This is a genomic window from Paraburkholderia sp. RHO2 (assembly GCF_050955445.1).
In the GTDB taxonomy this organism is placed as follows: domain Bacteria; phylum Actinomycetota; class Actinomycetes; order Mycobacteriales; family Mycobacteriaceae; genus Prescottella; species Prescottella agglutinans_A.
This window is the reverse complement of record NZ_CP162617.1, coordinates 2,821,219-2,834,841: the sequence shown is the minus strand read 5'-3', so window position 1 is coordinate 2,834,841 and position 13,623 is coordinate 2,821,219. Positions and strand designations below refer to the sequence as shown.

The 13,623-nt window shown below is 68.9% G+C and carries 16 protein-coding genes and 1 riboswitch; of the genes, 13 read left to right on the top strand and 3 right to left on the bottom strand.

The features are described 5' to 3' along the window. Positions 1 to 7: 7 nt before the first annotated feature. From ABTV10_RS13055 to ABTV10_RS13045, 3 genes are read right to left on the bottom strand one after another with little or no spacing between them, the layout of a single operon-like run. The gene (locus ABTV10_RS13055; RefSeq protein WP_433604306.1) at positions 8 to 496 is read right to left on the bottom strand and encodes a DUF732 domain-containing protein; all 489 of its coding nucleotides are present in this window, start codon (positions 494 to 496) and stop codon (positions 8 to 10) included. Positions 497 to 552: 56 nt separating this feature from the next. Beyond that, complete coding sequence (locus ABTV10_RS13050) at positions 553 to 1,017, bottom strand: GyrI-like domain-containing protein (RefSeq protein WP_499027504.1); 465 nt, start codon at positions 1,015 to 1,017, stop codon at positions 553 to 555. After that, positions 1,017 to 1,421, bottom strand: coding sequence for a hypothetical protein (locus ABTV10_RS13045; RefSeq protein WP_499027503.1), 405 nt, complete (start codon positions 1,419 to 1,421; stop codon positions 1,017 to 1,019). The genes ABTV10_RS13050 and ABTV10_RS13045 overlap by 1 nt, the downstream gene beginning before the upstream one ends. A 92-nt stretch (positions 1,422 to 1,513) precedes the next feature. Between ABTV10_RS13045 and ABTV10_RS13040 the strand changes: the two genes are divergently transcribed. The 13 genes from ABTV10_RS13040 to ABTV10_RS12980 all read left to right on the top strand — a co-directional run bounded on the left by ABTV10_RS13040 (position 1,514) and on the right by ABTV10_RS12980 (position 13,603). After that, positions 1,514 to 2,131 carry an NUDIX hydrolase gene (locus ABTV10_RS13040; protein ID WP_499027502.1) on the top strand — a complete coding sequence of 206 codons (618 nt, stop codon included), beginning with the start codon at positions 1,514 to 1,516 and terminating at the stop codon, positions 2,129 to 2,131. 42 nt (positions 2,132 to 2,173) lie between these two features. Then, entirely contained in the window at positions 2,174 to 3,217 is a 1,044-nt protein-coding gene (locus ABTV10_RS13035) for an SMP-30/gluconolactonase/LRE family protein (protein WP_499027501.1), read from the top strand. 106 nt (positions 3,218 to 3,323) lie between these two features. Beyond that, positions 3,324 to 3,947 (top strand): cardiolipin synthase ClsA, encoded by a 624-nt coding sequence (gene clsA / locus ABTV10_RS13030; protein WP_499027499.1) that lies wholly within the window; start codon positions 3,324 to 3,326, stop codon positions 3,945 to 3,947. Continuing rightward, complete coding sequence (locus ABTV10_RS13025; protein ID WP_499027497.1) at positions 3,944 to 4,810, top strand: DUF881 domain-containing protein; 867 nt, start codon at positions 3,944 to 3,946, stop codon at positions 4,808 to 4,810. The genes clsA and ABTV10_RS13025 overlap by 4 nt, the downstream gene beginning before the upstream one ends. Next, complete coding sequence (locus tag ABTV10_RS13020) at positions 4,807 to 5,166, top strand: small basic family protein (RefSeq protein ID WP_433604293.1); 360 nt, start codon at positions 4,807 to 4,809, stop codon at positions 5,164 to 5,166. Before ABTV10_RS13025 ends, ABTV10_RS13020 begins: the two co-directional genes overlap by 4 nt. Before the next feature lie 5 nt (positions 5,167 to 5,171). Beyond that, positions 5,172 to 5,978 (top strand): DUF881 domain-containing protein, encoded by an 807-nt coding sequence (locus tag ABTV10_RS13015; RefSeq protein ID WP_499027496.1) that lies wholly within the window; start codon positions 5,172 to 5,174, stop codon positions 5,976 to 5,978. Positions 5,979 to 6,020: 42 nt separating this feature from the next. Beyond that, complete coding sequence (gcvH, locus tag ABTV10_RS13010) at positions 6,021 to 6,425, top strand: glycine cleavage system protein GcvH (protein ID WP_499027494.1); 405 nt, start codon at positions 6,021 to 6,023, stop codon at positions 6,423 to 6,425. Positions 6,426 to 6,638: 213 nt separating this feature from the next. After that, positions 6,639 to 7,136, top strand: coding sequence for an oxoglutarate dehydrogenase inhibitor Odhl (gene odhI / locus ABTV10_RS13005; protein WP_499027493.1), 498 nt, complete (start codon positions 6,639 to 6,641; stop codon positions 7,134 to 7,136). Beyond that, positions 7,133 to 7,870, top strand: a complete 738-nt coding sequence (ftsR, locus tag ABTV10_RS13000) for a transcriptional regulator FtsR (protein ID WP_499027492.1) — start codon at positions 7,133 to 7,135, stop codon at positions 7,868 to 7,870. Before odhI ends, ftsR begins: the two co-directional genes overlap by 4 nt. A 97-nt stretch (positions 7,871 to 7,967) precedes the next feature. Further along, complete coding sequence (locus tag ABTV10_RS12995; protein WP_433604285.1) at positions 7,968 to 8,441, top strand: bifunctional nuclease family protein; 474 nt, start codon at positions 7,968 to 7,970, stop codon at positions 8,439 to 8,441. Positions 8,442 to 8,687: 246 nt separating this feature from the next. After that, entirely contained in the window at positions 8,688 to 9,305 is a 618-nt protein-coding gene (locus ABTV10_RS12990; RefSeq protein WP_499027491.1) for a MerR family transcriptional regulator, read from the top strand. Between the two features lie 47 nt (positions 9,306 to 9,352). Continuing rightward, a riboswitch (glycine riboswitch) is annotated at positions 9,353 to 9,458 on the top strand. Positions 9,459 to 9,623: 165 nt separating this feature from the next. Further along, positions 9,624 to 12,509 carry an aminomethyl-transferring glycine dehydrogenase gene (gcvP, locus tag ABTV10_RS12985; protein WP_499027489.1) on the top strand — a complete coding sequence of 962 codons (2,886 nt, stop codon included), beginning with the start codon at positions 9,624 to 9,626 and terminating at the stop codon, positions 12,507 to 12,509. 254 nt (positions 12,510 to 12,763) lie between these two features. Then, positions 12,764 to 13,603 (top strand): class I SAM-dependent methyltransferase, encoded by an 840-nt coding sequence (locus ABTV10_RS12980; RefSeq protein WP_499027487.1) that lies wholly within the window; start codon positions 12,764 to 12,766, stop codon positions 13,601 to 13,603. Positions 13,604 to 13,623 lie beyond the last annotated feature (20 nt).

Sequence of the window (13,623 nt, the reverse complement as noted above, 5' to 3'; positions counted from 1 at the left end):
CGCGCCGTCAGGCGAATTCGGGGCAGTACGCGACGGTCGCGGCGCTCAGGACGTTCGCGACCTCGGCCCTGGTGTAGCGGCCGTCGCCGAGGTACTCGGCGGTGAGGTCGGGCTTGCTCTGGCCGCGGTACAGGGAGTTGCACATCGACAGGCCGAGGCGGATCTGGTCGCTTTCGGGCTTCTCCATGAGCGTGAATTCGGTGATGTACGACAGGAACAGCAGGTCCTCGGTGCTGAGGGTGTCGCTCTGCTCGGCGTCGGGTGTGACGACCGGAGCCGGGGAGGTCGGGATCTCGGCGGTCGTCGTGTCGGACGACGCGGACGTGGTCGGGACGTGACGCGGCGCTGCGGATGCCCGGTGCGTCGTCGTCGGATCCGGGGTGGTCCGGGAGATGACGACAGGCTCGCTGTCGGTGGGTGTGCTGCTGCACCCGGTGAGGGCCACAACGGAAGCGGAGAGCGCGAGGAGGAGGCCGAGCCGGGTGGAGCGAGTCACGAAGCGAAATCTTGCCCTACCAGGGCGACAAGATCGCTGCCGGGTCGGCGGTCGGATCAGTTGGAGTCCGGACGCACGACGGGCATGAACACTTCGGTCCGGGGTTGCGGGGCGTCGGGCGCGTCGAGATAGCACTCCCAGGGCTCGCCGATCGTCGCGTAGCCGTGCTCGCTGATCCACTGCGTCAGAGCGATATACGCCGATTCGACGGTGTCGTAGCCGCCGGCGTGCACGGTGCACGCGCACGGCCCCTCCGGCAGCGACGCCGACTCGACCGGACCCGTCTCGGCGAGGGTGCGTGCGAGCGGGAACCCGGCCTCGATGTTCCAGCGGCCGCCCGGCAGCGGGAGGAACCGCCCGAACGGTGGGCCGACGATCTCGATGTCCTGGTCCGCCGCGGCACGGACCACGGCCTCGAAGGCCGGCCCCAGGAAGGCGGGGATCGCCTCGACCGTGACGTCGCCCCGCACGATCCCGGTGGGTTGCTCCGACAGATCGCGAATCCGGATGTCGTAGCTCATCACCGGTCTCCCTCGACACAGCCCGCGTACCCCCGCGCCGCTGAGGTCGCCGCCGAGCAGTACGCCACTACGGGGGAGTGGGCGCCCATCGTGGCGGCCGGATCGGCGTGCCACCGGCGCCGATCCGGTGGAAGCCCCGGCGCCCCGGGATCGGAGAACGGGTTGCCGCTGCCGGGGCCGGGCAGGAGCTGGTCGTCCCGCAGCGTGTCGGTGGTGTCGAGGTCGGTGCGGTCGGTGTTGCGCGAGACGTACCGTGCCGACGGGTACGTGCCGGACACCTCGATGGTGTCGTTCGCCCCGAGTGCGTACGGCAGCACCCAGTAGGCCGCGTTCTCGTCCGGAAACGCGACATCCAGCACCTCGCGGGACAGGCGGCGGACGATCGATCGCGGTGACGTGCGCATCTGGGCCCCAATCGCAGGCTCCCACGATAACGAGACCGGTGTCCCGGTGGGGCATGATCGGTCGAACGACGGTCGGGGTGCAGGAGGCGGACATGACGAACACGGCGAGGCCCACCCGCGCGGACATCGAATCGCGGCTGCGGGCGTTCGACGCGCGGACGGTTCCGCTGGGAGACCGGCGCGCGGCGGCCGTCGTGATCGCGGTGATGCGTGACGAGGACGGCGTCCCGGTGTTCCCGCTCACGCTGCGGCCCGCGAAGATGCGCGCCCACGCCGGACAGTTCGCGCTGCCGGGCGGCCGCCTCGACGACGGCGAGACGGCCCGCGACGCGGCGCTGCGCGAATTGCGCGAGGAACTCGGTATCGAGGTCGGCCCCGACGACGTGCTCGGCTGCCTCGACGACTACGAGACGCGCTCGGGCTACGTCATGACGCCGTTCGTCGTGTGGTCCGAGGATTCGGTGGACGCCCTCGTGCCGAACCCTGACGAGGTGGCGCACGTGTTCGCGGTACCGCTCGACGAACTCGACGTGCCGACCCGGTTCGTCGAGATCCCCGGATCACCCGAATCGGTTGCGTGCTGGCCATTCCGTGGCGAGCACATCCACGCGCCGACGGGTGCGGTGATCCACCAGTTCTGCGAGGTCGTCCTGCACGGCCGGCCCACCCGGGTGGGCGCGTTGGCGCAGCCCAGTTTCGCGTGGCGGTGATTTCCCGGGTGGGCGCGCACTCACACGACTAGCGTCGGGGCGGTGACCATCTTTCGATCGGTCCTGAGCGTCGTCGACCGCACGAACATCGAACCCGTTGCGTGGCGACCCCCACCCGCCCCGCCCGAGGCGGGAGTGTTCGCGCCGAGCCGCGAACTGGACGCCGCGCAGCGGTGGAAGCTGCCGACCGGACGCGGGCCCGAGGACGTGGCCGTCGATGGCGACGGACGGGTGATCACCGGCGGCGAGGACGGGCGGATCTGGCGCTTCGACGCCGACGGCCGCGCCACCGAACTCGCCCACACCGGTGGGCGCCCGCTCGGAGTGGAGGTGCTGGACGACGGACGCTTCCTCGTGTGCGACAGCCGACGGGGCCTGCTGCGTGTGGACGAAACCGGCCGGGTGGAGGTGCTCGCGGACGCGGCGCTCGGGCGCCCCCTGCTGTTGTGCAACAACTCCGCCGTCGCGCGGGACGGCGTCGTGTACTTCACCGACTCGTCGTCGCGGTTCACGCTCGAGGAACATCGGCTCGACCTGCTCGAGCACAGCGGCACCGGTCGACTGCTGCGCTTCGACCCGAGTACGGGCGAGATGGATCTGCTCGCGGACGGGCTCCAGTTCGCCAACGGGGTGGGTCTCGCGAGCGACGAATCCTACGTGGTCGTCGCGGAGACCGGTTCGTACCGGATACAGCGCGTCGAACTGGCCGGACCCCGCGCGGGGACGGCGTCGGTGTGGGCGGACAACCTGCCCGGGATCCCTGACAACGTCACGTCCCAGACCGCGGACGGGATCTTCTGGGTCGCGCTCTACAGCCCACGGATGCGGCTGCTGGACCGGATGGCGCCGCATCCGGGCCTGCGGGTGCTGGCCGCGAACCTGCCGAGCGTCGCGCAACCGGACCCGGAGCGCCGGGCGTGGCTGCTCGGCCTCGACGGCGACGGCCGCGTCGTCCAGAGCCTGCGCGGTGGAAAGGGCAGCTACTCGCCTGTGACGGGGGTGCGCGTGACGCCCGACTGGATCTACCTCGGCAGCCTCACCGCCGGATCCATCGCGCGGGTACCGCGGAGTGGCCGGATCCGCTGACCTACCGGCCCGAGCACGTTCACCCCCGAACGGTCGGTCCCTGAAATGCGACACCGGGTGTGGAAAGCTGGCCACCGACAGCGGACAGGACCCGAGAGGAATGTTGGTGGACGCGGTAGGACAGCAGAAGTCCGGCTCGAAGCGGGGCGAAGATCGCATCCTGACCGTCCCGAATCTCCTCAGCATGGTCCGGCTCGCCGGTGTGCCGCTGTTCCTGTACCTGCTGCTGGGCCCGCACGCGGACGGCTGGGCGCTGGCGATCCTCATGCTCAGCGGCTTCACCGACTGGGCCGACGGCAAGCTCGCCCGCCTGCTGAACCAGACATCGCGTCTGGGCGCGCTCCTCGACCCGTTCGTCGACCGGCTGTACGTCATCACGACGCTGATCGCGTTCGTCCTGCGCGACATCATCCCGTGGTGGGTGGCGGCGATCCTGATCGGCCGGGACCTGATCCTGGCATTGACGTTGCCGATCTACCGCCGTCGCGGACTTCCGCCGCCCGAGGTCATCTACCTCGGCAAGGCCGCGACATTCGCGCTGATGTTCGCGATGCCCCTGGTGCTGGCGGCGCAGGGTGACTGGGGCGTCGCCGGAATCGCACACGCGTGGGGCTACGCGCTGCTGATCTGGGGAACCGTCCTCTACGTGTGGACCGGCGGCCTGTATCTGGCCAAGGCCGCCGACGTCGCGCGCACCGTGCCGCCGGCCGTCGCGCGGAGCGGACCGTGACGGGCTCCCCGCGGCAGGTGCGACGGAATCCGGTTCCGTCGCTGCTGAAGTCGCTCATGAACGACCACCTCGATCCCGGGTACGCGGGCGCCGCCGAGGACCGGGCGCAGGGGCACGCGAAGTCCACCCGGGTCGGTGCGAGTGCCTGGATCGCCGTGGGTGCGGCGCTGGTCGGGCTGGTCTTCGGCATCGCCTATGCACAGGCCGCGTCGTCGGCGAGCGACGCCGACCAGACCCGGACCGAGATGCTGACCAAGGTCCGTGCGGCCGAGGAACGCGGCCGCAGCCTCGCCGGAAACCGCGACGACCTCACCGTCCGCGTCGACGACCTGCGGGCGAGCGTCCTCGCCGGTGACGCCGAGGGCGCGCAGGTTCTCCACCAACTGCACGCCCTCGACGCCGCCGCCGCGAGCGAGCCGGTGCACGGCCCCGGGCTCGTCGTCACCCTCACCGATCCGGCGGCGCGACCGGACCTGTCCGACTCGTCGCAGCGGGTGCCCGGATCGCCGCAGGCCGGCGTCCTGGACCGCGACCTCCAATCCGTCGTCAACGCGTTGTGGGCGAGTGGCGCCGAGGCCGTCTCGGTCGGTGACGTGCGCGTCGGACCGGCCGTGACGATCCGCCAGGCGGGCGGGGCGATGCTCGTCGACAACCAGCCGGTGCCGTCGCCGTACCGGGTCTCCGCGATCGGGTCACCGGCGAAACTGCAGACCGGATTCGTCGTCAGCGACGCCTATCTGCGGATGTCGACCGTCCATCAGTTGTACGGCGTGGGTTTCACCATCGCCGAGTCCGACGACCTCCAGCTGCCCGCCGCGGCAGGTCGTGAAACGAGGTTCGCACAGGAAACGGGGGCACCGTGAAGACCGTCAAAGGCGGATACGCGCTCTATGGAGTGCTGGCGCTCGTCGCCGGCATCGTGGTCGGGATCGTGTTCAGCCCGCAGGTGCCCGACGCCGTCCAGCCCTATCTGCCGATCGCGGTCGTCGCGGCTCTCGACGCCGTGTTCGGTGGCCTGCGCGCCTACCTCGACGAGATCTTCGACGCGAAGGTCTTCGTGGTGTCCTTCGTGTTCAACGTCCTCGTCGCCGCGCTGATCGTGTGGCTCGGCGATCAACTGGGTGTCGGAACGCAGCTGTCGACCGCGATCATCGTCGTCCTCGGAATCCGGATCTTCGGCAACGCGGCCGCCCTGCGCCGGCGCCTGTTCGGAGCGTGACGGGCATGCAGGACAACGAGGAACGACCCGAAGCAGACACCGGCTCCGAAGGACTCCACGAGAACACGATCGAACCGCGCACCGAGGGCCGACACGAGATGCCGTCGCCGACCCGCCCCCGGCGTCGGTTCGGGTTCGGACTGCTCGCCGTGCTGCTCATGGCCGCGCTGGGCGTCGGAATCGCGACACAGGTCAGCAGCACCGGTTCGGGCGACAACCTCGATTCGGCGCGCCCCGCGGACCTGCTGGCCGTCCTGGGCAACCTGAACCAGCGCGAGGCCGCGCTGCGGCAGGAGATCGCCGGGCTGGAACAGACCCTGTCGAAACTCGAGGCCGGCGGCGGCAGCTCCAGCGCCGCCCTCGACGAGGCGAAGTCCCGGCTCGCGGCCCTGTCGATCCAGGTGGGGACCGTGGCCGCGACCGGGCCGGGCGTCGTGCTCACCGTCGAGGACCCGGGCAGGTCGGTCGGCTCGGAGGTGCTGCTCGACCTCATCCAGGAATTGCGCGCCGCGGGGGCCGAGGCGATCGAGATCAGCGGCGCGGGAACGGATCCGATCCGGATCGGTGTCGACTCGTGGGTGAGTGGCAGTGGTGGGAACGTCACCGTCGACGGACGGAAGGTGTCGGCTCCGTTCCGCGTCGTCGCGATTGGTGATCCACCGACCCTGGCCGCGGCGCTCAACATCCCCGGCGGGGTCGTCGACACCGTCGCACGCAGCGGGGGACAGCTCCGGATCGAACAATCCCCGCAGGTCACGGTCGCCGCCTTGCGGGAGATCAAACCGCGCCAATACGCTCAACCCGGAAACTGATCTTCGGTCCGCTCGCCGGATCGTCCGCGAAAGGAAGCCACCGTGAGTGAGCTCGCTACCCCTGCCGATCTGCGCTACACAGCGGAGCACGAATGGGTGCGGCGCACCGGTCCGACGACGGTGCGCGTGGGCATCACCGATTTCGCGCAGTCGCAGCTCGGCGACGTGGTCTTCGTGCAGCTGCCCGCCGAGGGCGAGGACGTGACGGCCGGCGATTCGTTCGGTGAGGTCGAGTCGACCAAGAGCGTGTCCGACATCTACGCGCCGCTCACCGCGAAAGTCGTTGCGGTCAACGGCGAGCTGGAGACCGGCCCGGAGCTGGTGAACAGCGAGCCGTACGGCGGGGGATGGCTCGTGGACCTCGAGGTCGAGTCCGAGTCCGCGCTGGACGAGGCGCTGGCCGGAACGCTGGATGCCGAGGCATACCTCGCGGTTTCCGGGAGCTGATTTTCCGTCGCGTTCGCGGGTATTCGCCCGGCCTGTCCATCTACACGCACCGGCACTCTCAGGGTACGGTCGAGGTGAGCGCAGTGCCGTGTCGGTTTTTCATATCCGCATCGGAGTGTGATCGTGGCCGAGATTCGTCTGGGCCGAGTTGTATCGCGTGACCCCGGGGGCTCCGAAAGGGCTCCCGGGTAATCGGACTGAGGAGGAGAAACGGTGAGCGAGAACGGCAACGATGCGGTTTATGGAGAGACGCCGGCCGAGACTACATCGGTTTTCCGTGCGGATTTTCTCAACGAGATGGATACCCAGTCGTCGCAGACGGCTGAAGCGCCCGTCTCCGGGGTCGAGGGTCTGCCCGCCGGGTCCGCGCTGCTCGTCGTCAAGCGAGGTCCGAATGCGGGCTCGCGCTTCCTGCTCGACCAGCCGACCACGTCCGCAGGTCGTCATCCCGACAGTGACATCTTCTTGGACGATGTCACGGTGAGTCGGCGGCATGCGGAGTTCCGCCAGGACGAGGACGAGTTCCAGGTCGTCGACGTGGGCAGCCTCAACGGCACCTACGTCAACCGGGAACCGGTGGACTCCGCGGTGCTCGCGAATGGGGACGAGGTGCAGATCGGCAAGTTCCGTCTCGTCTTCCTGACCGGCCCCCGCGGAAATGCCGGGGGTTCGCAGATCGGTGAGTCCGCGGCTGGTGCGGGCAACCAATGACGGCCGTTCGGCAGGAGGCCGCCACGGGCATGTCCATCGGGACGGTGCTCGACCGACTCCGTCCCGAGTTCCCGGACGTGACGATCTCCAAGATCCGATTCCTGGAATCGGAGGGGCTGATCAGTCCCGAGCGGACGCCGTCCGGCTACCGACGGTTCTCGATCGCGGACGTCGAACGATTGCGCTACGTCCTCACGGCGCAGCGCGATCAGTACCTGCCGCTCAAGGTCATCAAGGAGCAGCTCGAGGCGATCGACAAGGGCGCCGCCACTGTGGGCGCCGTGGATGCGATGCCACGGCGCCCGCGTACGCTCGCCGTCGCGCCGGGCGAGGTGTCGCCGGAGGAGTTTCGTACCGACCGTGAAGTGCGGATCAGTCGTGACGATCTGCGCGCCCGATCCGGCATCGACGACCGCTTCCTCAACGAGCTGCTCCGCAGCGGGCTGGTGGTCGCTGGGCCGGCCGGCTTCTTCGACGAGGATGCGGTGACCCTCGCGCGGACCGCGAAGTCGATGTCGGAGTTCGGACTCGAGGTCCGGCATCTGCGTGCGTTCAAGCTGGCCGCGGACCGCGAGGCCGGATTGGTCGCGCAGATCGCCGGTCCCGTCGCGAAGGGGCGTGACGCCGGGGCGCGGGATCGTGCCGAGGAGATGGTGCGTGAGCTTGCTGCGCTCTCCCTGACGCTCCACACCTGCCTCGTGAAAGCGGCGGTGCGCGGGGCGCTCGATCGCTGACGGCCGCAGCGGGAACGAATAGAATCGGGGAGTACGTCAAACGGGACTCGTTCGCCGTTCGGGTGGACCCGGTCACCGGTACGAGGTGGAGGACGCGATGAGTGAGATGCGTGTGATCGGAATCCGTGTCGAACAGCCGCAGAACCAGCCGGTGTTGCTTCTGCGTGAGAGCAATGGGGATCGCTATCTGCCGATCTGGATCGGGCAGACCGAGGCCACCGCGATCGCGTTGGAGCAGCAGGGGGTCGAACCCGCACGCCCACTCACGCACGACCTCATCAAGGACCTGCTCGAGGCCTTCGGGCACACCCTGCTCGAGGTCCGGATCGTGGATCTGCAGGCCGGCACTTTCTATGCAGACCTGGTGTTCGAGGGCGATGTGCGGGTCTCGGCGCGACCGTCGGATTCGGTGGCTATCGCCCTGCGGATCGGGGTTCCGATCTTCGTCGAAGAGGCGGTGCTCGCCGAGGCGGGCCTCGTGATGCCCGACGAACGTGAGGACGAGGTAGAGAAATTCAAGGAGTTCCTCGAGTCGGTCTCTCCGGACGACTTCAAGGCAACGGACGGCTGACCCTCCCTCAACCTAAGGTTGAAGTTTAGGTTGAGGCTTTTGGGAGTGTCGCATTGACCCTGCAGCGTCCGGGTCATACCGTCTGGGTCTGTGAACGCCCGCCACGCTGTATGTCCTGGGCGTACGCTGAGTGGATCCACCATTCGGGTTTACTCGATGTGCACGAGTGGGTGATCAGTGGTAGAGGGAATGTCGATGCGCTTCCTGGCCGTCGGTCGCCCCTGAACACGCGAGAGGGAGTAGTCCGTGGGAGATCGGCCGCAGGAACACGAGTTGAACCTCGCCGGCGAGACGGCCATCGGGGCATCCAGCGTCGACGAGGACGTGCAGCCCGGGTTGTTCCCCGACGACTCCGTTCCGGACGAACTCGTCGGTTACCGGGTGCCGAGCGCGTGTCAGATCGCCGGCATCACCTACCGCCAGCTCGACTACTGGGCCCGCACCAATCTTGTCGTCCCCTCTATCCGAGGTGCCGCCGGATCGGGCAGCCAGCGGCTGTACTCGTTCAAGGACATCCTCGTCCTCAAAATCGTCAAGCGTCTGCTCGACACCGGCATCTCGCTGCAGAACATTCGCGTCGCGGTCGACCACCTCCGTCAGCGCGGCGTGCGGGACCTGGCCCGGATCACCCTCTTCTCCGACGGCACCACGGTGTACGAGTGCACGTCCGCCGAAGAGGTCGTCGACCTGCTGCAGGGCGGCCAGGGTGTTTTCGGTATCGCCGTGAGCGGCGCGATGCGTGAGCTCACCGGCACGATCGCCGATTTCCCGGCGGAGCGGGCCGATGGCGGCGACGCCACCGAGCGACCCGAGGACGAGTTGGCGTCCCGTCGCAAGAACCGCGGCGACCGCAAGACCGGCTGACCGGGCGTTCGTCCAGGTGCCCGCGGTGGCATAGACTGACGGGGCGTCGCCGTCGTACGGGAGAGTTCCGGGTAGGGCAGTAGACCTGCACGGACGCCGAAGGAGCAACACCTCCCCGTCAATCTCTCAGGCACCGAGGACCGTGCGGGCTCCGACGCCTCTGGAAAGCGGTGGGAGCACCCACCCGCCCACGGGGAAAGGCGCGCGCCGTCGATGGACGTCCAGGACGTTTCGGACATCCACGGACAGCGCGCGACCGAATCTCTCAGGCGCTCGGGATTCCCGAGCAGGCGACAGAGGGGGAGGACCGTTCCATTCGTGGAACGCATCCTGCACCTGACGAACCGCCTGGGAGTTCACTTGATCGACGCTCGTAGCCACTCGTTCGCCGACCGTCACGTCGGTCCCGACTCGGCCGAACTGACGCGCATCCTCGACGTCGTCGGCGTCGGCTCGCTCGACGAGCTCGCCGCCCGCGCCGTGCCCGCGAGCATCCTCGATCCCGCACCGGCGGGCGTCGCCGCAGGTCTCGTCGCGCTCGACGCGGCCCTGAGTGAACACGACGCGCTGGCCGCGCTGTCCGAACTCGCCGCGCAGAACACCGTCGCCACCTCGATGATCGGCCTCGGCTACTACGACACGCTCACTCCGCCGGTGCTCGTGCGCAACATCCTCGAGAACCCGGCCTGGTACACCGCGTACACGCCGTACCAGCCCGAAATCAGCCAGGGCCGGCTCGAGGCGCTGCTCAACTTCCAGACCATGGTCGGCGATCTGACCGGCATGGAGATCGCGAACTCGTCGATGCTCGACGAGGGCACCGCCGCGGCCGAGGCGATGACGCTGCTACGGCGGGCATCGCGGAGCAGGTCGCCGCGGTTCGTCGTCGACACCGACCTCTTCCCGCAGACCCGCGCCATCGTGGTCACCCGCGCCGAGCCGCTCGGCATCGAGATCGTCGAGGCGGACCTCACGCAGGGCCTCCCCGACGGCGAGTTCTTCGGCGTGCTGGCGCAGCTGCCCGGCGCGTCCGGCCGGGTCGTCGATCACTCGGCGACGATCGCTGCCGCCCACGAGCGCGGGGCGCTGGTCGCGGTCGGCGCGGACCTCCTGGCGCTGACGTTGCTGACGCCGCCCGGCGAGATGGGTGCGGACGCCTGCTTCGGCACCACGCAGCGGTTCGGCGTTCCGATGGGCTTCGGCGGACCTCACGCCGGCTACCTCGCCGTCCACGGCAAGCACGCCCGTCAGCTCCCGGGCCGACTCGTCGGGATCTCGGTGGACGCGGACGGCGACAAGGCGTACCGGCTGGCGCTGCAGACCCGTGAGCAGCACATCCGCCGTGAGAAGGCGACCAGCAACATCTGCACCGCGCAGGTGTTGCTGGCGGTCGTCGCGGCGATGTACGCGAGCTACCACGGAGCCGAGGGCCTCGAGGCGATCGCGCGGCGCGTGCACGACCGCGCCGCCTACCTCGCCGCGGGCCTGCGGACCGCCGGCGTCGAGGTCGTCCACGACGACTTCTTCGACACCGTGCTTGCCCGTGTGCCGGGACGCGCCGCCGACATCGTCGAGCAGGCGAAGGCGTGGGGCGTCAACCTGCGACTGGTCGACGGTGATCACGTCGGTGTCGCGTGCGACGAGGCGACCACCGAGGCGCACCTCGCGTCGGTGCTCGCGGCCTTCGGGTTGCCGGCCGAGGCCGAGATCGCCTACACCCCGACGCCGTTCGGCGACCGCACCAGCGTCTACCTGCAGCACGAGTCGTTCACGAAGTACCGCACCGAGACCGCGATGCTGCGGTACCTGCGCGCGCTGTCGGACAAGGACATTGCTCTCGACCGCAGCATGATCCCGTTGGGTTCGTGCACGATGAAGCTCAACGCGACCGCCGAGATGGAACCCATCACGTGGCCGGCGTTCTCGAAGTTGCATCCGTTCGCGCCGACCGCGGACGCCCCCGGCATGCTGAAGGTGATCGCGGATCTGCAGGACTGGCTCGTGGCGATCACGGGCTACGACGCGGTGAGCCTGCAGCCCAACGCCGGCAGCCAGGGCGAGTACGCGGGCCTGCTCGCGATCCGCAACTACCACCTCAGCCGCGGCGACGACCACCGAGACACGTGCCTGATCCCGTCCAGCGCCCACGGCACCAACGCGGCGTCCGCGGTGATGGCGGGCATGCGTGTCGAGGTGGTCGCGTGCCGCGAGAACGGCGACGTCGACCTGGACGACCTGCGCGCCAAGATTGCCGATCATGCCGAGCGCCTGGCGGCGATCATGATCACCTATCCGTCGACCCACGGCGTGTACGAGGAAGAGGTGGGCGAGATCTGCGCGGCGGTGCACGATGCCGGCGGTCAGGTGTACGTCGATGGCGCGAACCTCAACGCGCTCGTCGGTCTGGCCCGCCCGGGCCGGTTCGGCGGCGACGTCAGCCACCTGAATCTGCACAAGACGTTCTGCATCCCGCACGGCGGTGGCGGGCCGGGCGTCGGCCCGATCGGCGTGCGCTCGCATCTCGCGCCGTTCCTTCCGGGGCACCCGATGGCGCCGGAACTCGGCGGCTCGGGACCGGTGTCGGCGGCGCCGTACGGCAGCGCATCGATCCTGCCGATCACCTGGACGTACATCAAGATGATGGGCGCCGAGGGTCTGCGCCGGGCGTCGCTGACGGCGATCGCGTCGGCCAACTACATCGCCCGCCGACTCGACGAGTACTTCCCGGTGCTCTACACCGGCGAGAACGGCATGGTCGCCCACGAATGCATCCTCGACCTGCGTCCGCTCACCAAGGAGACCGGTGTGACGGTGGACGACGTCGCGAAGCGGCTGGCCGACTACGGCTTCCACGCCCCGACGATGAGCTTCCCGGTGGCCGGCACCCTCATGGTCGAGCCCACCGAGAGCGAGAACCTCGACGAGATCGACGAGTTCTGCGATGCCATGATCGCGATCCGGAAGGAGATCGACCGGGTCGGGGCAGGGGAGTGGCCGGTCGACGACAATCCGCTGCGCGGCGCCCCGCACACCGCGGAATGCCTCGTTGCCGAGTGGAATCATCCCTACTCGCGGGAGATCGCCGTCTACCCGCGAGGTAAGGCTCGGCCGAAGGTGTGGCCCGCCGTCCGCCGCATCGACGGTGCACACGGCGACCGCAATCTCGTGTGCTCGTGCCCGCCGATCGAGGCGTTCACCAGCTGATTCGCATCCGATGGCCCGGGCGCTTACATCGAGCGTCCGGGCCATCGACGTCCATCGGAGTGTGCCCACGGCGACGGGTGGCAGAAGTCTGTACAGGACGGAACCGATGGAAATGCCGAATTCGATGTACGACGCGGACATTCGCGACGCATGATCACGTTCCAGCCGGGTCGGTCGGGGCGTCATCGACTCGGAGGGTTGCCGATACCCAATCGTCGTTGACCGTTGTTCACCGGCGGGCAGATGATCGGAGGATGGTCGAGGCGCCGGACGCTGGGCGATCCGAACGGGTCGCGGATTTGTTCGATCTCGTCGTCGACAGCTACGACAACGTCGGCGTCTCGTTCTTCGGGCCGATCGCGGATCGCCTGGTGGTGGAGATGGATCCGCGGCCGGGGGATCGGGTACTCGACGTCGGGTGCGGCCGCGGTGCGGTGCTGTTCCGGCTCGCGGATTCGGTGGGTCCGACCGGGGCGGTCACCGGTATCGACCTCTCGCGGAAGATGGTCGCGACCACTGCGCACGAGGCGCGGGCGCGTGGCCTCGGGAACGTGCGCCTGCACGTCATGGACGCGATGCGTCCCACCTTCCCGCACGGGACGTTCGACGCGATCACGGCGTCGTTCATGATCTTCTTCCTCCCGGATCCTGGGGTGGCGCTGACTCGGTGGAGGTCCCTGCTGGTGCCGCGGGGCATCGTCGGCGTCTCGACGTTCGGCGCGTGGGATCGGCGATGGGAGCAGATGGAGGACCTGTTCGAGCCGTACCGGGACCGCCATTTCTTCAGTGGAGACCCGCGGGACCCGAACGGGCCGTTCGGCACCGACGTCGCGGTCGAGCGGTTGATGCGCACTGCCGGCCTGGTGGACGCGCGCACCGTCAGCTTCGATCTGGACCTCCACTTCGACGACGCAAACCAGTGGTATGTGTGGACGAGATCGCACGGGCAGCGGGTGCTGTGGGATGCGATACCGGAACCCGAACTCGGGCGCGTCGTCGACGCCGCACTGAAGCGGGTGGACGGATGGCGCGACGGAGATGGTCGGATCACCTCACGTCAGCGCATCAGGTTGACGCTCGCGCGGCGACCGTAGCCACGGCGGCCGCGGCGTGA

Coding starts and splice junctions, on each gene's coding strand:
- ABTV10_RS13050 (WP_499027504.1), bottom strand. CDS start 1,017: ATGAGCTACGACATCCGGATTCGCGATCTGTCGGAGCAACCCACCGGG.
- ABTV10_RS13045 (WP_499027503.1), bottom strand. CDS start 1,421: ATGCGCACGTCACCGCGATCGATCGTCCGCCGCCTGTCCCGCGAGGTG.
- ABTV10_RS13040 (WP_499027502.1), top strand. CDS start 1,514: ATGACGAACACGGCGAGGCCCACCCGCGCGGACATCGAATCGCGGCTG.
- ABTV10_RS13015 (WP_499027496.1), top strand. CDS start 5,172: ATGCAGGACAACGAGGAACGACCCGAAGCAGACACCGGCTCCGAAGGA.
- ftsR (WP_499027492.1), top strand. CDS start 7,133: ATGACGGCCGTTCGGCAGGAGGCCGCCACGGGCATGTCCATCGGGACG.
- ABTV10_RS12995 (WP_433604285.1), top strand. CDS start 7,968: ATGAGTGAGATGCGTGTGATCGGAATCCGTGTCGAACAGCCGCAGAAC.
- ABTV10_RS12980 (WP_499027487.1), top strand. CDS start 12,764: ATGGTCGAGGCGCCGGACGCTGGGCGATCCGAACGGGTCGCGGATTTG.